Origin of the sequence: Paenibacillus wynnii, assembly GCF_030812855.1 — a bacterium.
Taxonomy (GTDB): Bacteria; Bacillota; Bacilli; order Paenibacillales; family Paenibacillaceae; genus Paenibacillus_AQ; species Paenibacillus_AQ wynnii_A.
On record NZ_JAUSTK010000035.1, the window covers coordinates 22,426 to 44,908 of the forward strand.

The 22,483-nt window shown below is 47.3% G+C and carries 22 protein-coding genes; 18 read left to right on the plus strand and 4 right to left on the minus strand.

Features of this window, described 5'->3' with window-relative positions:
- Window positions 1-18: 18 nt before the first annotated feature.
- Window positions 19-918, minus strand: coding sequence for an FMN-binding protein (locus tag J2T20_RS22770; protein ID WP_307591844.1), 900 nt, complete (start codon window positions 916-918; stop codon window positions 19-21).
- A 516-nt stretch (window positions 919-1,434) separates the two neighbouring features.
- Here J2T20_RS22770 and J2T20_RS22775 point away from each other — a divergent pair.
- The 7 genes from J2T20_RS22775 (at window position 1,435) to J2T20_RS22805 (ending at window position 10,032) form a co-directional block, all read left to right on the plus strand.
- Window positions 1,435-1,662, plus strand: coding sequence for a hypothetical protein (locus J2T20_RS22775; RefSeq protein ID WP_307591845.1), 228 nt, complete (start codon window positions 1,435-1,437; stop codon window positions 1,660-1,662).
- Between the two features lie 193 nt (window positions 1,663-1,855).
- The gene (locus J2T20_RS22780) at window positions 1,856-3,268 is read left to right on the plus strand and encodes an ATP-binding protein (protein WP_307591847.1); all 1,413 of its coding nucleotides are present in this window, start codon (window positions 1,856-1,858) and stop codon (window positions 3,266-3,268) included.
- 94 nt (window positions 3,269-3,362) lie between these two features.
- Window positions 3,363-4,637 carry an MFS transporter gene (locus tag J2T20_RS22785; RefSeq protein WP_307591849.1) on the plus strand — a complete coding sequence of 425 codons (1,275 nt, stop codon included), beginning with the start codon at window positions 3,363-3,365 and terminating at the stop codon, window positions 4,635-4,637.
- Window positions 4,638-4,665: 28 nt separating this feature from the next.
- The gene (locus tag J2T20_RS22790; RefSeq protein ID WP_307591851.1) at window positions 4,666-5,334 is read left to right on the plus strand and encodes an NAD(P)H-binding protein; all 669 of its coding nucleotides are present in this window, start codon (window positions 4,666-4,668) and stop codon (window positions 5,332-5,334) included.
- Window positions 5,335-5,401: 67 nt separating this feature from the next.
- Window positions 5,402-5,782 carry a RidA family protein gene (locus tag J2T20_RS22795; protein ID WP_307591853.1) on the plus strand — a complete coding sequence of 127 codons (381 nt, stop codon included), beginning with the start codon at window positions 5,402-5,404 and terminating at the stop codon, window positions 5,780-5,782.
- Between the two features lie 398 nt (window positions 5,783-6,180).
- The gene (locus tag J2T20_RS22800) at window positions 6,181-9,267 is read left to right on the plus strand and encodes a DEAD/DEAH box helicase (RefSeq protein WP_307591855.1); all 3,087 of its coding nucleotides are present in this window, start codon (window positions 6,181-6,183) and stop codon (window positions 9,265-9,267) included.
- A gap of 36 nt (window positions 9,268-9,303) precedes the next feature.
- The gene (locus J2T20_RS22805) at window positions 9,304-10,032 is read left to right on the plus strand and encodes a hypothetical protein (protein WP_307591857.1); all 729 of its coding nucleotides are present in this window, start codon (window positions 9,304-9,306) and stop codon (window positions 10,030-10,032) included.
- Between the two features lie 77 nt (window positions 10,033-10,109).
- Here J2T20_RS22805 and J2T20_RS22810 read toward each other — a convergent pair whose 3' ends face one another.
- Entirely contained in the window at window positions 10,110-10,841 is a 732-nt protein-coding gene (locus tag J2T20_RS22810) for a GTP pyrophosphokinase (protein WP_307591859.1), read from the minus strand.
- Between the two features lie 376 nt (window positions 10,842-11,217).
- On the opposite strand from J2T20_RS22810, the gene J2T20_RS22815 reads away from it, so the two are divergent.
- From J2T20_RS22815 to J2T20_RS22830, 4 genes are read left to right on the plus strand one after another with little or no spacing between them, the layout of a single operon-like run.
- Window positions 11,218-11,997: a zinc ribbon domain-containing protein gene (locus tag J2T20_RS22815; RefSeq protein WP_307591861.1), complete on the plus strand. Its 780-nt coding sequence runs from the start codon at window positions 11,218-11,220 to the stop codon at window positions 11,995-11,997.
- Window positions 11,998-12,030: 33 nt separating this feature from the next.
- Window positions 12,031-12,849, plus strand: a complete 819-nt coding sequence (locus tag J2T20_RS22820; RefSeq protein ID WP_307591863.1) for a TrmB family transcriptional regulator — start codon at window positions 12,031-12,033, stop codon at window positions 12,847-12,849.
- A 41-nt stretch (window positions 12,850-12,890) separates the two neighbouring features.
- The gene (locus J2T20_RS22825) at window positions 12,891-13,196 is read left to right on the plus strand and encodes a hypothetical protein (RefSeq protein WP_307591865.1); all 306 of its coding nucleotides are present in this window, start codon (window positions 12,891-12,893) and stop codon (window positions 13,194-13,196) included.
- Window positions 13,197-13,232: 36 nt separating this feature from the next.
- Window positions 13,233-13,829, plus strand: coding sequence for a xanthine phosphoribosyltransferase (locus J2T20_RS22830; RefSeq protein ID WP_307591866.1), 597 nt, complete (start codon window positions 13,233-13,235; stop codon window positions 13,827-13,829).
- A 124-nt stretch (window positions 13,830-13,953) separates the two neighbouring features.
- Here J2T20_RS22830 and J2T20_RS22835 read toward each other — a convergent pair whose 3' ends face one another.
- Together J2T20_RS22835 and J2T20_RS22840 are read right to left on the minus strand one after the other, a co-directional pair.
- Complete coding sequence (locus J2T20_RS22835; protein WP_307591868.1) at window positions 13,954-14,898, minus strand: diacylglycerol/lipid kinase family protein; 945 nt, start codon at window positions 14,896-14,898, stop codon at window positions 13,954-13,956.
- A gap of 99 nt (window positions 14,899-14,997) precedes the next feature.
- Window positions 14,998-15,336, minus strand: coding sequence for a DUF4870 domain-containing protein (locus J2T20_RS22840; protein WP_307591869.1), 339 nt, complete (start codon window positions 15,334-15,336; stop codon window positions 14,998-15,000).
- Between the two features lie 514 nt (window positions 15,337-15,850).
- Here J2T20_RS22840 and J2T20_RS22845 point away from each other — a divergent pair.
- From J2T20_RS22845 to J2T20_RS22875, 7 genes are all read left to right on the plus strand, one after another.
- Complete coding sequence (locus J2T20_RS22845; RefSeq protein WP_019913840.1) at window positions 15,851-16,039, plus strand: hypothetical protein; 189 nt, start codon at window positions 15,851-15,853, stop codon at window positions 16,037-16,039.
- A 406-nt stretch (window positions 16,040-16,445) separates the two neighbouring features.
- The gene (gene coxB, locus J2T20_RS22850; protein ID WP_307591883.1) at window positions 16,446-17,489 is read left to right on the plus strand and encodes a cytochrome c oxidase subunit II; all 1,044 of its coding nucleotides are present in this window, start codon (window positions 16,446-16,448) and stop codon (window positions 17,487-17,489) included.
- Window positions 17,490-17,611: 122 nt separating this feature from the next.
- Complete coding sequence (gene ctaD, locus J2T20_RS22855; protein WP_307591909.1) at window positions 17,612-19,450, plus strand: cytochrome c oxidase subunit I; 1,839 nt, start codon at window positions 17,612-17,614, stop codon at window positions 19,448-19,450.
- Window positions 19,451-19,456: 6 nt separating this feature from the next.
- The gene (locus J2T20_RS22860; protein WP_307591885.1) at window positions 19,457-20,083 is read left to right on the plus strand and encodes a cytochrome c oxidase subunit 3; all 627 of its coding nucleotides are present in this window, start codon (window positions 19,457-19,459) and stop codon (window positions 20,081-20,083) included.
- A 4-nt stretch (window positions 20,084-20,087) separates the two neighbouring features.
- Window positions 20,088-20,411, plus strand: a complete 324-nt coding sequence (locus J2T20_RS22865) for a cytochrome C oxidase subunit IV family protein (RefSeq protein WP_307591886.1) — start codon at window positions 20,088-20,090, stop codon at window positions 20,409-20,411.
- Window positions 20,412-20,865: 454 nt separating this feature from the next.
- Window positions 20,866-21,786 (plus strand): cytochrome c oxidase assembly factor CtaG, encoded by a 921-nt coding sequence (gene ctaG, locus J2T20_RS22870; RefSeq protein ID WP_307591887.1) that lies wholly within the window; start codon window positions 20,866-20,868, stop codon window positions 21,784-21,786.
- Window positions 21,787-21,810: 24 nt separating this feature from the next.
- Window positions 21,811-22,275, plus strand: a complete 465-nt coding sequence (locus J2T20_RS22875; protein WP_307591889.1) for a DUF420 domain-containing protein — start codon at window positions 21,811-21,813, stop codon at window positions 22,273-22,275.
- Window positions 22,276-22,483 lie beyond the last annotated feature (208 nt).

Here is a 22,483-nt window from a genome sequence, read left to right on the forward strand (position 1 = left end):
CTGCAAGAGGATCGCAAATTACTTCGCGCCTTCGAGTGCTTTTTCTGCCAGGGTAAAGTATTCACCTACACTGATGGAAACGCCGGAAATAGCGTCTGTTTTACCTTCATCGTTAAGAGCAGGAGCAGTACCTTTGTTTTCAACATAGTAAGCTTGAGCTTTAGCGATTTCCTCATGCCATTCTGCTTGAGCGCCTGCAGCTTTCATACCGTACTTACCATCGGCTGAGTATTGTTGTTTGTCAATGCCGTCTTTGTTCACGCCGCTGAATTTAGCAGCAACAACATTACCGTTAACAACAGTTAGATCAACAGTGGATTTGAAACCGTTATTTGGATCAAATTCAGCACCTTCAGCATGGTATCCACCATCTTTAAGAGCACCGGCTTGTGCAGGGCCAGCAGCCAGAGCTGCTTGAGCTGCTGCTACGAAATCGTTAACACCCATGGAAACACCGGAGATTGCATCAGTTTTACCTTCAGCATTTACTGTGATTGCTGCAGGATCTTGTTTCTCGATTAGGAAAGCTTCAGCTGTAGCTGCTTGTTCGTGCCAGTCTGCTTGTGCTCCGCCTTTTTCTTTCATTCCGTATTTACCGTCTTCGGAAACTTTTTTCTTCAGGTCGCCGGCAGTGTTAACGTTGAATGCATTCCAATCAGCTTTGGTGATTTTGCCGCCTTCTACAGTCAAGATTGCGAATGATTGCCAGCCAGTCTTTGCATCAGCTTCTGCAGTACCATAGTATGTTCCATCTTGGTATTTAGCAGTCTCAGTACCGGCGTTAGTTGCGTTAGCAGCAGGAGCCGTTGTTTCAGCAGGGGCATTAGTAGCAGCAGGAGCGTTATTTGTGTTGTTCCCGCAGCCAGCTAGCAAACCAAGAGCTAGTGCGCTCGTCAAAATTACAGATGCTTTTTTCATTAAATAGGACCTCCAAGAAAGTAGTTTAAAATATATATATTAAAATGTAAAACATTTTAATAGTAATTGGAAGTGATAAAAATCACTTTATAAATGACATTTGTCACTTTTAATCTGGGTCAATATACCTTAATGTAGACGGTGTATGACTTTTTTGGGTATTAGGTATCAAAAATTTTAAATATCAGCTTTCAGATCACATGGCATTTTAGCATACATACTAACGACTTCATGTGAAAACTATCACTTATTCAACTATTAATTTATTAACATATGAATCATATCAAATTTTAAAATATATAGATACCTATTTTCTAGACTAATATGTGACAAAATCCGACCTTCTTTCAAGTTATGAAGTAGGATTCATGTCTTATATCTACGGGTAAATATTACTATAAGAAGATACAATTCTAAACGGGCTTAACTGGCAGTGAAATAACCTCAGGGACCTATATCCGCGCCTAAATTCAGGAGTATATGCGGGCAGGCTAAATCACATTGTAAGGAGAGGCGATGTCGATGTATAAGTCCCATGTGGTAACCGGTAGAGTTATTGAGATTCAGGGAGACAGGATACTTACACAGCAAGGAGACGTTATCTGCACGTATCATTCCCGGTATTACATGCTTCCACCCTTAGAAACAGGGATAGAGGTTGAACGCGATCAGATAGATGTCCCACTGTTTGCTGGAAATGATAAGAATGGAAGGAGGTTCCCAGAAGAAGTTGGAATCCGATGAGGCCTTGGTTTCCATTGCACAAAAAGAGCGCAAATCGCATCTGATTTGCGCTCTTTTTCTATAAAATCTCAACATTAATAAATCCCCATCATCCAAAAAGTGGAACTTAAGAGCCATGACCTTCCTGTATCCATATGGTAGTATGTAGGGTACAAGTAGATAAGAGTTCAGTATTTGTAGCAGGAGTGAACCTATGGATTATTTAAAAATATTTTTTGTGAACACCGCATTGCTCATAACATTGGCTTATTTAGCGAACTTACTATATAAACATACTATTTCGTACGCTTCAGAACGGGTTAAGCTGGTGTGCTGGGTGATACTTGCGATATTTGCAGGTTGGATCAGCTCTTTTTTCGGTTTCATGCTAGGTGAAGATGTTATCTTTGATCTTAGGTTTGTTCCCCTAATCATTTCGACTATGGCCTTCCCGCAGCCCTTTATTCTAATTCTTATTGGTGCAGGTACAGGACTTATGCGGCTTACCCTTGGTGTGAACTCGGCCGCATTTGCAGGTGTGCTTAACTTATTCATATTGGGTTTTGTCTGTGCCGGTTTAAGTTTCTGGGTTCGGCGCTCTTCCTATTCTATGATAAGTAAAGGCTTGACCATCATTCTCGTGGTGAATTTGTTCAACTCTATTAATATTACGTTGTTTGGAGTCATATCCGTTCAGAAGTACATAACTGAAATAATGCCAGTGACTTTTCCGTCGGGATTAATTCTTAGTATGTTGTTCGCGTTGATTATCAGGGATTTTCATCTGGAGCAGCAGCGTACTTTACAAATCCAACGGGCTAATAATCTTCTTTCTACTCAGACGGAAGAATTGCATAAGAACAAGATTGTCATGGAGGAAAGGGCAAAACAGCTCATGCTGGCATCCCAATTTAAATCAGAGTTTCTAGCCAATATGTCACATGAGCTCAGAACACCCCTGAATAGCATTATCAATCTGTCGCAGTTAATAGAAGAAGAAGATGCTTCTCTTGGCAGAGATGAAATGATCCTTTATGGAAGTATAATTCATCGTTCAGGCGATGATCTCATGAAGCTCATTAATGATATTTTGGATTTGTCCAAAGTAGAAGCGGGGCGGTTGGAAATTAGCAGTGAAGAAGTGAATGTGAGTGAAATTCCTGAACTTCTCGCTTTGCAATTCAGTGTGGTTGCTCGCCAGAAGGGTCTGGAGTTCTCGGTGACAATGAGTGATGAATTACCGGAATCATTTAATTCTGATCCCCAGCGGGTACAACAGATTCTACGAAATCTATTATCTAATGCTTTCAAATTTACCGAAACAGGTAGGGTATCACTAAACATACGGGATGAAATCAGGAATGAAGGCAAGCATCCCAAGCGCTGGATCGTATTTGACGTTCAGGATAGCGGGATTGGCATTGCCAAGGATAAGCATTTGACCATCTTTGAAGCATTTCAACAAGCGGACGGGACGATAAGCAGACAGTATGGAGGCACTGGACTGGGTCTATCCATTAGCCGCGATCTGGCCAGGCTTCTAGGCGGCTTTATCATTTTGAACAGCAGTGAAGGAAAAGGGAGCCTATTCTCGTTATATTTACCCCTAAGTGAGAATGTCCAATAAACTCCAAGCGAATTTATAATTATGTCATATTGACATAAGCATGATGCGGAGTAGAATGAAGCCAAAGCCGCATCAAAGGAGTGTAATCACCTTAATGAACATCATGAGAAGCGGGCCGCTGATCAGACGTCCGAAATCGTTACGTAAATTCTCGAAGCAACGCAAAAATTTGTATATAGCTACGTGGGAGGGTGTTCCTGCAACGATCTTTCAGGTGCTGCTGCAAGGGCAGTTTCTGACAGGATTTCTTCTATATTTAGGCGCATCATCAAGCCAAATTGGTTTTGTGCTGGCTTTAACTACTTTGGTTAATATAGCTCAGATTGGTGTTGCTTTTCTAATTCAAAAATTACCGAGCCGCAAATGGGCTATGGTTACCTGTGTAGCTATACACAGGATACTTTGGACCTCAACAGGATTGATACCCTTTATACTTCCAAAAGATCTTTGGGTGGTTACGTTTATTGGGTTATATACAATCGCCTTCATAGCAAATACAGCCGGAGCTGTGCTTTGGAGTTCTGTTATCAGTGATCTGGTTCCCGCCCGTGTCCGGGGGCGTTATTTCGGGATTCGAAATACGGTTCTAAATGCGCTAGGTAGTGCCGTCTTGTATGCCGGCGGTATTGTTCTGGACCGATATCCCGGAGGCCAAGGTTTTTTTATTTTGTATGTAGTTGTGTGGATTTTTGCCGCAACCAATATTGTAGTGCTGTTCTTTTATCCAGATACTCATTTCGAGAAGTCGGACGAAAATAAGTTCCTGCCGATGTTTAAGAAACCGCTCCACGATACGTTATTTATGAAGTCCACTCTGTTTCTAGCTGCATGGCTTTTGCTGCAGAATTTGACAGTACCTCTCTATTCGTATGTCATGCTGCAATTGCTGCATATTAACTATCAGACATTATCGTTGCTTAATGTATCCCAGACGATATTTATGATGGGAAGCTTCTATGTATGGGGTAATCTGAATGCGAGGTATAGCAACAAGCGTTTGCTGCTCTGGACCCTGCCGATTATTGCCGCTTCATCTCTGATTTGGGGACTGCTATCCGTCCTTCCAATGTTATTAGTATTGTTTACTGCGCATATTGTGTTTGGCGTAGGTGTTGGCGGTTTTAACCAGCTGGCCTTCAACTTTATTATCGGTGATACTCCTAAGAAGGAACGGCCGATGTATATGGCGATGTTTGCGGCGCTCACAGGTCTATCATCGTTCTTCGGGCCTCTTATCGGAGGTCAGATCTATGGCTGGATAGAGAATTGGCCGCATTGGACCCAAGTGTACGGAATGCAGATCGTCGTCGGCGTACTGATGCTAGTGCTGGCTTTATTGCTGGGAAGACGCATCCTGAAGGATGAATAGAACCTAGACTGAAGGAGAGACCGTTCTAATGACAAGAATTGCAATGGTACTGGGGGCAACCGGACTCGTGGGTACCCAGGTTACGGAGAGCTTATTACGAAGCGGGATCTGGGACGAGGTCAGGGTATTGGTTCGTCATCCACTGGATCAGAAACATCCCGGCCTGAAGCAATTCGTTATTAATTGGGATGAGCTGGAGCAGCATGGGAATCTGTTTAACGGGGTGTCGGCTATCTTTTGTTGTCTTGGAACAACGATCAAGAAAGCAGGATCTCAGAGTAATTTCGAGCGTGTAGATCTTCATTATCCACTGCAGGCCGCGGCTCTTGCCAAGAAACATCAGGTCAAGCAATTCTTGGTTGTCTCTTCTATGGGAGCAAGCTCGAAATCCCGTAATTTTTACAGCCGAACCAAAGGGAGTATGGAGGAAGGGTTGAGCGCTTTGGAGTTTCAAGGTCTTCATATATTCCGTCCGTCGCTTTTGCTGGGCCAGCGGCAAGAGTTCAGGCTGGGGGAACAAGTAGCTGCAAAGCTCATGAGAGCATTTGGTTTTTTACTAGTCGGCAAGGCTGCTCAATACCGGGCAATCCAAGCGAAAACGGTAGCTCAGGCAATGATCAACATTGCAAATGTCGGTACACGGGGCGTGCATGTTTACAATAACGAGGTTATTCAAGTACTTGGTATAGAACGATAGGTTTGCATTAACTAAAGACCAGGACTTACAATAAGAAAATAAAATGACGCTGGGAGGAGTAACATAAATGAGTAAAAAACAGATTTCTACAACAAATGCACCGGGTGCGATCGGCCCTTACAGCCAAGCTATTACAGCAGGAAATTGGGTATACACCTCCGGGCAACTAGGCATGAATCCAGAAACAGGAGATTTGGCAGAGGGTGTGCAGGAGCAGGCGCGTCAGGCACTTAACAATCTCAAGGCTATTCTGGAGGAAGCTGGGGCTTCTCTCGATCATGTGGTGAAGACTACGGTCTTCCTAAAGGACATGAATGATTTCGTGGCGGTTAATGAAGTTTACAGCACTTTTTTTACAGAACCCTATCCCGCCCGCAGTGCCGTTGAAGTTGCCCGCTTACCTAAGGACGGATTAGTAGAGATCGAAGCGGTTGCCCGCAAAAAATAACGATTGAAATGAACAAAAGGCCCTCTATTGCAACTGCGTCAGTCGCAGATTTTGCAGTAAAGGGCCTTTTTTCTTTCGGATTTAGAAATCACTCAGATGTAAAATTATCTCATTAATAACATATATACGGCTGTCGGTATGCGCTTACCTTACAAATGTCCCCGTAAAGTGTAGGGAAATATACGGAAACGTTTTTAAATCCGAGCCTTTTCGTATAAGATGAAGGTAAAACCTTTTTTTGTTGTGTTGGGGCTGGTCGTTTTTCATATATAGGGGAGCGCTCGTTATATGCACTGTTCCTTTAAATAGTTCGAAATATATTTCTCGTAGAGAGGATGCTGTCGTTCAGATATGGACGGAGGTACCCTTTCTGCTTGCTTACAAGACAGGAGATCACGATGACTAAGCATCTGTATGCAATATGGTTAGGGGATGTTTTATTTTGCTTCTCCGGCGAAACTTCGGAACCGAAGGTAGATGCCTGGACCCGAGTGGTCAAACGGCTGGAGCTGCAGGGTGGTTTGCGTCCTTTTGCGGGTGCCGCGCTGCGTCTGGCTGAAGTGAAATATCCTACCGCTCCGGTTGAAGGGAAGACTGTGCGTCGGCAAATGCCCGGTCGTACTCTTGAGGGCCTTGCGCTTACACCTAAAGAGGCCTTTGATTTGCTCTTAGCCTGGGACGAATCACTATGTCTGAATCAAGGCGTCGAGCCTGGGGGAGAAATGAGATACTGGGCTGCTGCCGCGCGCTTCGGCCTAGAACTTTTGGGTACAGGTGGATTTACGCCTGGAGCCCTGCCGCCGCGACCCGTAGGCTCCCGCCGCCGTGGAGGGGAACAGGCAGCTTTGGCTTGCTGGGTCCCTGCATTTCGGAACGAGGAGTACACAAAGATATTTCTACAGCTCTCCGCATCAATGCCTGTGCTTGGACTGGGCAGTCCTTCGGCTGAAGCCGGTGACTTATCGACTCGCGAGGAGGCGGGGGCGCATGTGCTCTATTCTTTCTTACAAGCTGTGATGAGTACTGAGGTCAAGGGGGTCATCTCTCGTATAGAGAGTGAACTATCCCCATACAAAGCCAATTATCGCCGGGGTTATTCTCCTCTCACGGAACTATGGTGGAACAGCCTGCTCACGGGCAGCCGGGATATACCTGTGCAGGGTACTCCTGCTGAGGTGACCGAGCTCCTCGCCGTTGTGTCTGAGACCGGCGGAACGGAAGTGCCTCATACAGAGAAAGAAGAGGCGCGTCGCGGACAGCTGGGACTTGGACTGCGCCTGGAGCCGCCCGCCGATGAAGAGGGAGTGTGGCGACTTTCCTTTTGGGCGGAAAGCCGCGAAGAAAGTGAGTTTTGGTTGCCTGCAAGCTCGATCTGGGCCAGCGCTGAGCGGGAGTTCACCTTGTGGGGGAAACGTTACCGAAATATTCAGGAGCAACTTCTTACACTCTTGGGACGGGCAGCGAAGATATCACCGGATATTGAACGGGGACTAAGCTCGCCTGCTCCTACAGGAGTCGATCTGGAGCCTCAACGTCTTTACTTTTTTTTGAAAGAGACTGTGCCTCAACTGACCACACGCGGGATAACCGTCCAAATGCCTTCGCGATGGAGTCGAGAGGGACGTCGCCGTATTGGAATGAAGATGAAAATGCAGCAGCTCTCCAATGAGGCCGTTGGACCAGCACCTGTTGCCCTGGGTATGGAGGAGTTGATCTCCTTTCGGATCGAGGCATCGCTTGGAGAAGCATCCATCAGCGCGGAGGAACTCACGGAGTTAATGGAGGCTGGCGTGCCTTTTGTTCGTTTTCGCGGGGAATGGATAGAGATAGATCCTAAAGAGATACGTCAGGTTCTAAAATATATGAAACGGCACGAACATGGGGAAATGTCTGCGGCTGATTGGATGAGGCTCGAAGCTGAGGATGAAGAAGACAGACTCTGGAAAGGCATGTCGGTCACAGGCATGGAGACCACAGGGTTGTTGTCCTCTCTTATGCGCGGTGATATGCTTCGCAATTTACCGGAGCGGCAAATTCCCGAAGGTCTTCATGGAACTCTCCGTCCTTATCAGGAGCGGGGATTTCAATGGCTGTCTGCTTTAAGTGGACTGGGCTTTGGTGTATGTCTAGCCGATGATATGGGTCTCGGAAAGACTATCCAGGTCATTACATGCCTCTTGGATCGTGCCTTAAATCACCCGGCCGATCAGCAACGGGGTCCGATACTGATCTTATGTCCGACATCGCTTCTAGGGAACTGGCAGCGGGAACTTCAGCGTTTCGCCCCCTCGCTAACCGTTCATATTCATCATGGAGGGCGGAGGGTTCGTGGTGAGAGCTTCCTGTCTCTGGTTGCCAGTCATGATATTGTGCTGACAACTTACCATTTAGCCGGTCGTGACAGTGAGGATTTAGCAGGAGTTAAATGGTCTACTGTAGTGCTGGACGAAGCTCAATATATCAAGAATCACCGTACTAAGCAGGCTCAAAGCGTAATGAAGCTTTCCGCACCGCACCGTATTGCCATGACGGGAACTCCGGTAGAGAACCGCTTAGGGGAACTGTGGTCCATTTTTCATTTTTTGAATCCGGGATATCTGGGAACCTACCACTCCTTCCGACAGCGTTACGGATCAGGCGAAGGCGGCGATCGGCTTCGGGAGCTTCATCGTTTGGTCTCTCCCTTCTTACTGCGTAGACTTAAAAGTGACCCTGACATTTCCAAGGATCTTCCTGAAAAGCTGGAACTCAAATCCTATTGTCCGCTCTCGGAAACTCAGGCGGCACTATACCAGGGGGTTGTGGATGAAATGCTGGGTGTGATAGGGGAAAGGTCGGGAATGGCCAGAAGAGGGTTGGTGTTGTCCTCCCTAACAAAGCTGAAGCAGATTTGTAATCATCCCGGACTTTTCCGTAAAGAGGAGGGGCGTAGCTTAAGGCACGAGCATTCCGGTAAAATGGATGTTATGTACGAGGTGCTGGACAGCATAGCAGAGATTGGGGAATCTGCACTGATCTTTACTCAGTATGTCGCTATGGGTGAAATGTTGGTAAATCGGTTGACCAAGCGTTATGGCAAACACCCGTTATTCCTGCATGGTGGCGTTCCGAAACGGGAGCGTGATGAGATGGTTCGAGCTTTTCAGGAGGGGGAGGGAACGGCTTTCTTCGTCCTCTCACTCAAGGCTGGCGGTGTGGGGCTGAATCTTACACGGGCTAATCATGTGCTTCATTATGACCGTTGGTGGAACCCGGCTGTAGAGAATCAGGCTACAGACCGAGCCTTCCGAATCGGTCAGCATAAGAATGTTCAGGTGCATAAACTGATCTGCCAAGGAACTTTGGAAGAACGTATAGATGAGCTTATCGAACGTAAAAAGAGTCTGTCTGAGCAGGTTGTAGGCTCTGGTGAAACATGGTTGACGGAGATGTCCAACCATGAGTTGAAGGAGCTCATTGAGCTGCAGGGACAGGATTGGATGTAGAGAACTGCGAGATAATTATACGGTGGAGGGGATCGGATGAATGGGAGTTTAGAATTACAGCTTGAGGCTGTTCCTGGAGTATTGAAGGCAGCTCAGATCGTGCTGCCTGGGAGTCCATCGGAGTTGTCCATCAAGGTTCCCCTGTGGTCACCTTCCACGCGGAAAGAACTGGTTAGGCGCTTGGCATTGTGCCCCAATGAGATGTACGCTCTGTTACAAGGCCGTGCGCCCCATTGGTTCAATGGACTGGAGATTCTTCCGGCTAACCTGGAGCAGACTTCTGATGCGGACGTAGAAGACGTGGGAATGAAGAACGATGATATGCTGAAGCAAATCGAAAAGAGCCTTTCAGATCAACCCCTCTTGGCATTAAAGCTAAGAGGATTTCCTAAAGAGGAGTTGCTGGAGGCAGTATTTGCGTTCTGGGCTGAAACTGCGGCTGATGCCGAGAGGACGAACAACGGGATCAACCCAACGGCGGTACTTACAGCAGAGCTGGCCCGGCTGGAGCGCAAGGGGCCTGCAATCTCCTCAGGGGAGTGGCTGGCTGAGGCGGCTGCTGAAGGCTCGCTCCACCAGCCGGGAACCTTATTTCACGAAGTGGGTGACCGTCCCTTCCCGAAGAACCCGGTCGTAGCAACGGTTACTGAGGATTGGCAAAATTTGTTGCCTCAAACCCCTAGGGTGCAAGACGGGCTGGCTCTTGTTATGCGCCGTGTTTCGGAAGCAGCTGCCGGGCGGGCGAGGGGTAATAATAAATTATAATTCCAAGCGCTGTAATGGACAGAATAAAGGGCGATCCCACAACAGAGTTCTCTGTTCCGGGATCGCCCTTTATTGGTTTAGCTTTGCGGTTCCTCATTACTGCCAGCACCGTCTGAAAGCTCCAAAATTTCCGTTCGGAGGCGCAGCATCTTCTGGTCGAGCTCATCGGCGGCACGGGCCGCTTCTTTAAGTTCCTCTGCCACATGTGCAGGAAGCTGCTTATCGAATTTATAGTATAGAATATGCTCCATGCTGGCCCAGAAATCCATGGCAAGGGTACGCAGTTGAATTTCTGCCTTAACCCAGCGTGTACCTTCCAACAGAATTAGGGGGATAGAAACAATTAGATGCAGGCTTTGATATCCATTAGGCTTGGGATGGGCAATATAATCCTTGATCTCAAGAACGCGAATATCCTCACGGATGCATAAATGGTCCACAAGGCGATAAATGTCTTTAACAAAAGCGCATACGATCCGCATACCTGCGATATCATGGATGTACTGCTCCATATTCTCGGAGCTGAGTTCGTAGCCTTTGCGCTCCATTTTTTGCAGAATACTCTTAGGTTCCTTAATGCGGGATTTAATATGCTCAATAGGGCTGAAGCCGTCACGAATTTGCCATTCGGTCTTAATGACATCGATTTTATTCTGAAGTTCATTGAGGGCTAGACGATAAAGTGCTGGTAGCTGCATTAACTCATCAATCTGTCTGGGAAAACCGTTCTCCTTCTCCCACTGCCTAAGATCTTGGACATGTAACTGTAACTTATTTAATGTAAGATGTCTGCTTTCGTGTTCTTTCACGGTTACTCTCCCGATTTACGTATTTGTGACTCCTTCTATTTTAACCGATGGACAGTCTCGGAAGCAAAACTTTAAGTAGGCAAGAGTCATTTTGAAGAGATTCAAACAGCCCGAGCCCCGGTGATTATCCGGATCTAAGGCTTAATATTTGTTGGGAATCTTCATATAAACTCACGGTCTTCTCGTAAAACTTGTCACCTGTGGTTCGCCAAAATCATTTTAACTATTATACACAGTACGACAAATAATGAATCTGTTCGATACATTTGGTATGATAGAGTCACGTTTCCGGCATTGTCCGGACCGTAAAAGGTTAATTCGTGTTAACGCATGAATATATTTTGCCTATTCTCACTGTGGAGAAGGAGGAACTACAATGAATTTATTACAGCGCATAAAAGACGGTGCCAGCCGGGTTACCGAGAAAGCGCAAAGTTCTGTTGAAATCGGCAAGCTGAACAGCCGAATTTCGGATATTGAACATGAGATGGAAATTGAATTTATGAAAATGGGAAAAATCTTTTATGAGGGATATCGTTCGAGGGATATGTCGCTTGCTGAAGGTAAAATGCTGGAGCTATCACGGAACTGCTCGAAACTTCAGGAAGAGATTGAGAATGTACGCTCACATATTGCCGAATTGAAAAATGAACGGTTATGTAAATGTGGACATATAGTTGCGCTTGACGCCAATTTCTGTCCGAGCTGCGGTCGGAAGTTAGAAGCAGCGGCGAAGGTAAATGCAGCGTCGGCATCAACACAATATACACCCCGGAGAGTGGATCCGGAAGAAACTCAGGTCTATTCGGTACAGGTAGATTCCGTTAAAGAGTCTGAACCCGAGCTTGAGCATGAACATCCATTTAATTATGAAGAGGTTCTGGATCATGAGGAAGAGCTTCCTTTGGCACTGGAGGATTACGTTGTTAATGCCCAGGATTCAAAGCGCGAACTCCAACATGCAGATGAACTGGAGCGTGAACGGGAAAGACAGCTTGAACTTGATCAGCGGATTCGGGATTGGAAAGCTAGTGAATTCGTAGAATCAGATGCTGAGAATACTAGTGTAAAAGATATGGTCAAATGCCAGATTTGCCGCGTAGATTTACCAAAAGGCTCGATGTGGTGTCCGCGCTGCGGATCGGAACAAATCTAGGTAACAGTCAGTCATCTTAGGGGGACAACGAGTATGGAACAGTTGCTACTGCATCTGCGCAATCTGGGATTCACGGAAATGGAATCCAAAATTATGGTGGAGCTTGCCGCCAAAGGCCAGGCTTCAGGTTATGAGGTTGCCAAGCAACTCGGAGTATCAAGATCCAATGTATATGCGGCGCTTCAACGGTTGACACAACAAGGATATGTCCGTTGTGGGGAAGGGGAACCTGCCCGTTACAGTGTGCTGAATCCGGATGAATTGGCGTTGATGATCTCCGGCCGTGTGCAAGCCTCGCTTCACTTTGTGGAGAGTGAAATGCCGCGCGGCGGACCGGTTAGCCCTTCCTTTTATAATTTGGAAGGAGATCGGAATGTGCTGGGTACTCTAGTACGACAGTTAAATGCCGCCAAACTGGAAATTGTTGTGGATGTGTGGAGAGAGGAAGCTTCCCTCTTGCGCAATGAGCTGGAGCAGGCCGAACTGCGCGGCGTGAAGCTGCTATGGGCATTCGACGGCGGCAACGCCGGTCCTATTCCTTATCCGGCTTGGCCGCCGCTTAACGGTAGAGCAGCGCGAAAGGACGGGCGCAAATTCTCGTTCGTCATCGACCGAAGCTGGTGCATGCTTGGCATGCGTTATGAGGACGGGTCCGTTCAGGCGGTCGTAACGGAGCATCCGGTGCTTGTAGAACTGCTGCTGAATCATTTCACGCAAGAAATGGTGCTGTTTGAATTGGAGCAGGATATGGGTCCTGAACTGGAGCGAAGATATGGGGAACGTTATGGCAACATTTATCGTAAATATGTAATGCATGATCAGGATGAGAATCCTGAGGAGAATGCAGAATAAGAGAATTAGCTTATCGACTAAATCAGGAGGTGAATAAGAGGATGGAATGTATTGTTCATTTTGAAGTGCAACATTCGGAAGGTCCCAAACAGCTGCGCGGTCTACTGTTTCTGGATAAGGGATCAAAGCCCAGTGAAAGTCAGTTGATTGAGATGTTCAAAGATATGAAGTTTGATGTGAACATGGATAATCAGGAGAAGCTGATCTTTAAACCCGTAAACCCTCGGGAAGATTACTCTGAGATTAGAGTGACCAAATTTGACATGGGGGACGAAGAGTTTAAAGAGGATAGAGAGTTGAAGTCTATCATCGGTAACTTGCTTCCGCAGAAGCCGACAGGTATTTAATTCATTGGGTCCATTTTGGGGAGAGGAGGAGTACATATGCTGTTACTGAAACAAAAGGTAATCAACGAAGGTATTGTACTTGGTCAGGGAGTACTCAAGGTGGATTCATTCTTGAATCATCAGATGGACCCTGTTCTAATGCGTGAGGTCGGCCGTGAGTTTTCACGCCGATTTGCGGGAGAAGGAATTACGAAGGTGCTAACCATTGAATCGTCTGGTATTGCTCCGGGAATCATGACCGCACTGGAGCTCAATGTTCCGCTGATCTTTGCCCGCAAGCAGAAGTCTCTCACGTTGACAGAGGATATCTATGTAGAGAAGGTGTATTCCTTCACCAAAAAAGAGAGCAATGAGATTACCGTCTCCAAAAAGTTCATTGCACCCGGAGAACGTGTTCTCATTGTCGATGATTTTCTGGCTAACGGTGAGGCTGCGTTTGGCCTGGCGCGTATCGTGGAGCAAGCGGGTGCGAGTGTCGTAGGGATAGGAATTGTGATCGAAAAGTCATTCCAGCCCGGAAACCGCCTGTTGCAGGAGGCGGGTTACCGTCTAGAATCGCTCGTGCGCATCGCCTCTCTGGAGGACGGCGTAATTTCTTTTGTGGAAGCGGACGGTGAAGTATTGCCTGAATAAGGAATGAGCTGCAATGCTGACATTCCTACTCCTAATTAAACAAGCCGGTAACGAAGGGCATAACGCTCCCGTTGCCGGCTTGTTTAGGTATGGAGTATTCCGATTTAGACTTAGCCCGGCTAACCTAGCTGGAGAGTGCGGAGCCTGCTTCCGGGAGCGCAGCGCTTGAAGCCAGCGGTGACAGCACCCGCAGCGCTCCAGGCTCACAGCGCACGGCCAGCGCCTCTACACCGAGGCTCTCGCCATCGCCGATGGCATGCCGAGGTTCAGCGAAGTGGACGGCTACACTCCGTCCACGCAGCATAGACACGAAGGGCAGAGAGATATGCTTGCCCTTCAGCACCGTCGGGAACAGCCGCAGCAATTGTCCGCGGCTGCACCCGTGAACCACGCAGACGTCGAGCAGGCCGTCATCGGCCTTCGCCTGCGGGCAGATCAGCAGCCCGCCGCCATAGCTCGGCAGGTTGCAGACCGAGACGAGCCAGGCCTTGTCATAGACATGCTCCGTACCGTCGCAAGCTACTTTCACCTGGCACGGCTTAAAAGTGATCAGCGTATGTAATATGCCGATGATATAAGCCAGCTGACCCGCGCCAATCGCGTTGCACAGACGCTTGTAGCGGCTGGCATTCACATTCTCCGCCACCTGGGCGTCGAATCCGCTGGCAACCGCGGTCAGTGTTAATCCGTCCGCGGAGGATAACAGATCAGCTTCAAGAAAGCGGCTGCTCAGGGCAACTTCAAGCGCAGACTCCGTCTCCAGCGGAATGCCGAAACCCCGAGCGGTATCGTTTCCTGAACCGGCGGGAATCACAGCCAGAGGAATGCCTCTGTGTCCAAGGGCTCCTAGAATACTGTGAAGGGTTCCGTCACCCCCAATAACGACAGCGGCGCTCCACTCTTCATGCTTCTGCAGCGCTTGCAAGACACTTTGCTCCGCTTCATCTGCGCTATGTGTAAACAAGGTCTCGTACTGGACTTGGCGATCCCGTAGCAACCCCTCTACAATATGCCATGTCCGTCTCCCGGCGCCTCCGCCGGAGCGTGAATTTATAATGAATAAATACATGCTCTTTCCAGCTCCTAAAAATCCAGTGTTGTCTTAATTCCATTGTAAGGAGTGGATGGACAAAAGGGAATCATTTTCCGTGCGTCTGCATACAGGGAATTACAAATGCCGGAGCTGCTGTTCGGCGATCTGACCTACCCAAGGGAGCTTATACCACTTTCCACGCAGAGCATGGTATATCATCAACAGCCATACGGCAAAGCTGCACAGAAAAATCAGGGCTGACAACAAGGGGCCAAGTAAAGGGAATAATGAGCCCAGGACATGTGTGATCATCAGAATCCCAAAAACAATCAGCGACTGAAGAGCGTGGAACAGCACGAAGCGGCTCCGTTTCTCCAATGCGAGAAAGACGATGCCTCCGATAAAAGGGAAGAAGTAACACAGTGCACCTGCAATATTGTCTGGTAATCCGGTGGAAGATCTAAAAGGGGACATAGGCTCACTCTCCTTATGGCTTGGACAAGAAGGGACACCGGAGTATACGGAGCGGTTGAATCGGAGTGCCCATCTCCTCAATAAAGCCTATGTTTCATAGGGACAAAGTATGTGATTATCGGCTTCAGGAATATATAAATGCTTACTGGGCAAATAAAAAAAATATTTTCCAAGATCATAATTTACAAGGAAAGGTGGAAGTTGGGTTGGAATATGATACAATATAACGATAAGGCCCCAAAGGAGTGATTCAATTTTTGGCTCTTAGGGTAACTATAGTGTCAAGGTGACCTTTTAAGGACATCTTAAACTTTCAGCCCAAATCACGACGAACCTGCTTCACCGACTTATGGCGTTCCCCAAGTCCTCAGCTTAGGGTCTTGTCTTAGACGGATAGTGCAAGATACGTATGTGTTAGTGGTACTTACTTGCATTTCGAAGTTACGGCGCACTTTTCATCATGCATTCTCTACAACGGAGCATTCATTTTCAATGTTTTGGGAGGGAACTGATCATGGCAAGTAAAGGTCATAACGAAGTCAAGGAAAGTCTACGGGAAATGACACGCATTTTCCGCCCCAAAGATCCCAAGAAATTCGTAAAAGAATACGTCCGTAAATATCGGATAACGGGAGGCTATGAAGAAGAGCTGACCATGGTCGTTGAGCATGAACTGGTAAGGATGAATTCATCCGTCTCCTGATGTTAAGGAGTGCCTATTGCCTGCGCCTTCTTTTGACGAGATCATTTTAGGTATATCATCCATGAGGATTCTCATAAACCGTACCCGGGTGGCTAGCTGCCCAGGGATCGGTTTTTTTTGTATGTAAATCTATCGGCTTTGATTCAATTATCACAAATTTGTCAAATGAATTAGTAGTTAAATTTGGGGCTAGAGGGGTTTTGGAAAAGGAAAAAAAGTTGTTTGCGTTTTCTGAAAGCGATTGCAAAATGAGGCGTGACAAGCCTTTTTTTCAATTTAGAACACTTTGTGAACTAGTTGTGAACGATTGACAAAACACCCCCTTAATCTTATATTAATAGTGATTGTTATAATTGACAGAACAAACGAAATAATCTTAGAAATCGGGACGAAGCGGGGTAGATCAATGATGAAAACGTGGCAGGCTGTAAAGCGACTCCTTCCCATGATGTCAGTATTCGCACTCATTCTTGCAGGTTGCGGCCGCGAAGACTTATCGGTTCTTAGACCGCAAGGGCCTGTAGCGGAAAGCTCTTTAGGATTGATAAAGCTGTCGATCACGATCATGATCGTTGTGCTGTTAATTGTATTTGCTATTGCAGCTTTTGTAATGATCAGGTTCCGTAGGAAACCGAATCAAACGGAGATCCCCGAGCAGGTTGAAGGCAGCTTCAAGCTGGAAATCCTCTGGACAGTTATTCCTCTGATCCTTGTGGTAGTTCTGGCTATTCCGACTGTGAAGCAGGTCTTCGCGGCAGGAAATGATCATTCAAATGACAAAAATGCGGTGAAAGTAAAAGTCACGGGTCATCAATACTGGTGGGAATTTGAGTATGGGGACTATGGTGTAATTACAGCTCAAGATTTAGTCATTCCTACCGGGAAGGATATAGCCTTTGAGCTGATAACCAAAGATGTTCTACATTCTTTCTGGGTACCTTCGCTCTCCGGTAAAATAGATACTAACCCTGCAGGAACCATTAACCGCTTCAGCTTCAGTGCACCGAAGGAGGGTGTTTACCGGGGGAAATGTGCGGAATTATGCGGACCTTCACACGGATTTATGGAATTCAAGGTAAAGGCTGTCAGTAATGAAGAATTTGAAAAGTGGATTGAGTCTAGGAAAGCGCCTGCAGTGCTCCCAGAAGACCCTGCCCTGGCCAAGACTTTTAAAGATCAATGCCTTCAATGCCACGCAGTAGGAGATCAGGGTATTGCAAATGCTCCGGATCTTACGGGTATCGGCTCCCGGGAGGCGATAGCCGGCATTCTGATTAATGATGATACCCGGGAAGACGGCGCTCCAGTTGAAGAGAATCTCAAAACTTGGCTGCATGATCCACAAAGCGTGAAGCCGGGCAACCTTATGCCTAACCCCAAAGACCTTGGCCTGAGCGATGCAGAGATCGACGGCATTGCAGAGTACCTGGCCAACTATAAATTGGACTAATGACATAGCCCATAACGAGCAGCATATATGAAGAGGGGGGAAATACCTTGGCTCACGCACATACCTTGAACTCATCGAAGCCTTTAGGACATGGTTCCAGCGTTAAGCGCCATACCGGGCTGATGGACTGGATCACAACGGTCGATCATAAGAAGATAGCTATTTTATACCTGTGGGCAGGAGGGTTGTTTTTTGGCATCGGGGGGCTTGAAGCCATTCTGATCCGTATCCAACTGATCAAGCCTATGAATGATTTCCTGGATGCGCAAACTTTCAATGAGTTAATTACGATGCATGGCACAACAATGATCTTTTTAGGCGTCATGCCCGTAATCTTTGCCCTTATGAATGCGGTTATTCCGCTGCAGATAGGCGCTCGAGACGTAGCATTCCCTTTCTTGAATGCGCTGGGCTTCTGGACCTTTCTGTTCGGTGGGATCTTACTTAATCTGAGCTGGATTATGGGTGGAGCTCCCGATGCAGGGTGGACCTCCTATGCACCACTTTCGACCTCAACCTACAGTACTACGCACGGGGTGGACTTTTACACTATTGGCCTGCAGATTGCCGGGCTGGGTACCTTAATCGGCGGTATTAACTTTTTGGCAACGATTATCACCATGCGTGCACCGGGGATGTCCTTTATGCGGATGCCGATGTTCGCTTGGACGACATTTATTACCTCTGCTATTATTTTGTTCGCTTTTCCTGCAATTACAGTAGGTCTCGTACTCCTGACATTCGATCGGATCCTGGGTGCGAACTTCTTCGAAGTAGGGGGCGGCGGCAGCCCGGTACTCTGGCAGCATATCTTCTGGATATTCGGGCACCCCGAAGTATATATCCTCATTCTTCCGGCTTTCGGTATCATCTCGGAGGTTATTCCGACCTTCTCACGCAAGCGGCTGTTCGGGTACAGTTCAATGGTATTCGCTACAATCCTAATCGCCTTTCTCGGGTTCATGGTTTGGGCGCATCATATGTTCACGACAGGTCTTGGGCCAGTAGCGAACGCATTGTTCTCCGTGTCTACGATGCTGATTGCCGTTCCAACCGGTATTAAAATCTTTAACTGGCTGTTCACGATGTGGGGCGGGCAAGTGCGCTTTACTACACCAAATCTATTCGCAGCTGGATTCATTCCTACCTTTACTATGGGCGGCGTAACGGGTGTAATGCTAGCGTCGGCACCTGCAGATTTTCAGTTCCATGATACGTATTTCGTCGTGGCCCATTTTCACTATGTAATTGTCGGGGGTCTAGTACTGGGGCTGTTCGCGGGTCTTCATTACTGGTGGCCGAAAATGTTTGGCCGTATGCTCAGTGAGTCTCTGGGCAAGTGGACATTCTGGACCTTTATACTCGGATTTCATATGACCTTCTTTGTTCAGCATTTCCTGGGTCTGATGGGTATGCAGCGCCGCGTATTTACTTACTTGCCGAATCAGCAGTTTGATTTGCTGAATCTGGTAAGTACGATTGGTGCGTTTTTAATGGGCGTAGGGATGATTATCTTCCTTATAAATATTTATCTGACTTCTAGAAGACCAGCGGATGCGTCAAATGATCCTTGGGAAGACGGCCGTACGCTGGAATGGACGATTCCATCTCCGCCGCCGGAATACAATTTCAAGCAAACACCGCTTGTACGCGGCATTGATGCTTTCTGGAAAGAAAAAACGGCGGGTCATACCGCTATGACACCTGCTGAACCTGTTGGATCAATCCATATGCCTTCAGCAACAGCCATTCCTTTTGTAATGTCAGTAGGTATTTTCATCGCCGGACTTGGATTTATGTTCAGTCGAGATGAATTCGGGAATGCCTTTATGAGCTTCCTCTTTAATAATTACATTGTTACCGCACTTGGACTTCTCATTACGTTCGGAGCTATGCTGATCAGGTCGTTGTATGACGATCATGGCTGGCATATCGAACCTGAAGAGCTGGAAGGAAGGTGAGAAGTCATGACAACAGCACATGCAGAAGCTGCTAACGGTACTCTTCCGCACGAACCGGAGAGAGCCACAGCTGAGGGACGTAATAAGGTTCTAGCCTTTTGGTTATTTCTAGGCGGTGAGGCGGTGCTCTTCGGCACCCTCTTTGCTACCTTTCTGGCACTGCGTAATCAGACCAACGATGGTCCATCTGCCAATGAGTTATTTCATCTGCCGCTTGTTGCAGCAGCGACGTTCATTCTCTTAGTCAGCAGTTTAACCAGTGTATTCGCCATCCAAGCTATGCACCGAAACAACATAGCACAGCTCCGGAACTGGCTGATCCTTACCGTATTACTCGGTTTAGGCTTTTTGGGATTAGAAATTTACGAATTCTCAGAGTATGTACGACATGAAGAATTCGGTATGACTACAAGCGCCTTCAGCTCGGCTTTCTATACGCTGGTCGGATTCCACGGTGCTCACGTAGCTTTTGGTATTGCTTGGATATCGCTATTAATCGGTCAGTTATCATACAAGGGTCTGACGGTTGTAACTGCGCCTAAGATTTATGTCTCAGCCATGTACTGGCACTTTATTGATGTGGTGTGGGTGTTCATCTTCACCGTTGTGTACCTGCTTGGAAAGGTGGGCTAAGGCCATGACGACCGATCAGCAATCAAAAGTTAACGGGGTTAAGCACCGTCATCGGACGGAAGGCCCGCAAAGACATATTGTTGTCTTCGTCTTCTCCATAGTTCTTACACTTATTGCCTTTGCTGCAGTAGCAGCCGGGGGGGTTAACCCCACCTTTACAGTTGTTCTTTTGTTGATAATGGCTGTACTTCAGGTTTTCCTGCAAATGGGCTTCTGGATGCACTTGAAAGACAAGGGACATCTGCTGCCAATCATCTTCATGCTCGGTGGATTCTTTATTGCCGGAACCTGTATTATAATGGCGTTATATTGGGTATGGTGGGATTAGCGAATAAGAGAGAGGCGGGCGGATAAGCCCCCTCTTTTTTAGAGTATAAAAAGGGCTGATGTTTCACCGGGTTTGGGACATCTACGCCCTACAGGTAGCTGAATCCGGGTTGCGGACCAATCCTTCGGTGTATTAGAGGGGAAAATGCCCGCTAATACCGACCAAAACGCCATGAAATTGAGATTAGAAGGAAAATATACCCATAATCTTACCCATACTGCCCCAAGGAGGTATATCCTCTAAATTAGCGGGCGAAATCCCCTCTAATTGCCCAAACGGGGTGTCAGGTGCAGAAATAGAGGGAGAAAACCCCTCTATAGGGCTTAACAGACTTCTATCCTTCTCGTACGGATACCTAAAAGCGATAAGGAGTATCGCTGCTTCGGAAACATAAGTTAACTCCATTGGTTCACCGTTATAAAGGTGTTGGTGCCCTGCGTTAGGAGGTGTGTTCATGCTGGGATTAGAATATTTTAGCTTTGCTGATTTGTGGAGTCCGCTCTTTCTGGCGGTAATGCTGCTGCTTACGGCGGGATATTTCGTGCTCATTGGACCGCTATCCGACCGTTTTCCCGGTTCTGTTCCGGTGCTTTTTCGCCATAGAGCTTTGTTTGTTTCCGGGATGTTTTTCCTATATCTCGCTCAAGGCGGGCCGATCAGTCTGCTTGGACATCTAATGTTCTCATTCCATATGGTTAGTATGGCCTTATCCTACCTGGTAGCAGTACCCCTGATCATGATGGGGATTCCCGAGTGGGTGTGGCGGTCGGCGCTAAAGGTTAATCCTTTTCGGCGCTTGTCCTTTTTAGCTCAACCTGTGGTTGCGGCTTTGCTGTTTAACGGATTGTTCTCCCTGTATCATATACCGGTGATCCATGACTATGTGATGCTGCATTTCAGCATTCACCGCATTTATTATGCCGTATTATTTCTTACCTCCTCACTGATGTGGTGGACATTGATCAATCCGCTGCCGGAACGCCGGATGGCTTCGGGATTAGGTAAGATCGGCTTTATTTTCTTGAACATGGTACTGCTGACTCCTGCGTGCGGGTTGATTATATTTGCGACCCAGCCGTTGTATGCAACATACAGTGATCCGGATACCTGGGCGCTCGCGATGGGGTATTGTGTGCCGGGTGATCCTGCCGCACTTCTGCAGGCCTTTGGGGGTCCTACGTTCTTCGGATGGATGTCTCCTAAGGTGGATCAGCAGGTAGGGGGCATAGCGATGAAGTTCATTCAGGAGTTTATTTTTGCCTCCATGCTTGCTTATGTGTTCTATCATTGGTATAAAAAAGAGAACGGGCAAGATGACAGCGAAGAATTGCCTCCATCCTCAGGGTTGGAAAGTGGCAGCTTGACCCGTGCGTAGCTGGCACTATCAAGGGGGATAATCATGGATATTTTCACACTGTTTCCAACGATCAGTACAGCATTCATCGTGATTAGCGCGGTATTGGTTGCGATTGGCTGGAGACTCATTATTAAGGGGAAACGCGAGGCGCACAAGAAGGCGATGATAGCTGCTGCTGTGGCTGCTCTATTATTCTTCATCGTGTATACCTCCAGAACGTTATTCGTGGGGAACACCTCATGGGGCGGTCCCGAAGAATTAACTATGATCTATCATGTCTTTCTGATCTTCCACATTGTATTGGCAACGGTCGCCGCAGTATTCGGACTAACCACACTTACCCTTGGCTTCAAGGCGAAATATGCCAAACATCGTAAGTGGGGTAGAATCACATCTATGATCTGGTTCGCAACGGCCATTACAGGTGTTATGGTGTATGTGCTGCTCTACATGTTGTATCCGGGCGGACATACGAAGCCGGTGTGGGAAGTTATTTTAGGTGCTTAACAAAATGGCGTAGCATTACAGTGAAACCCGTCAGCCTTAAAGGCTGACGGGTTTTTATGTGCCGAAAAAGGGGCTCTTTCTCGAAATCAGTGGTTGATTTTCCGTTTACGTCACTGTGCGTGGAACGATTTCGATCTAACCTCTCCTGATGTTTCACCGGGTTTGGGGTAACTACGTCTTACAGGTAGCCGAATCCGGGTTGCGGACG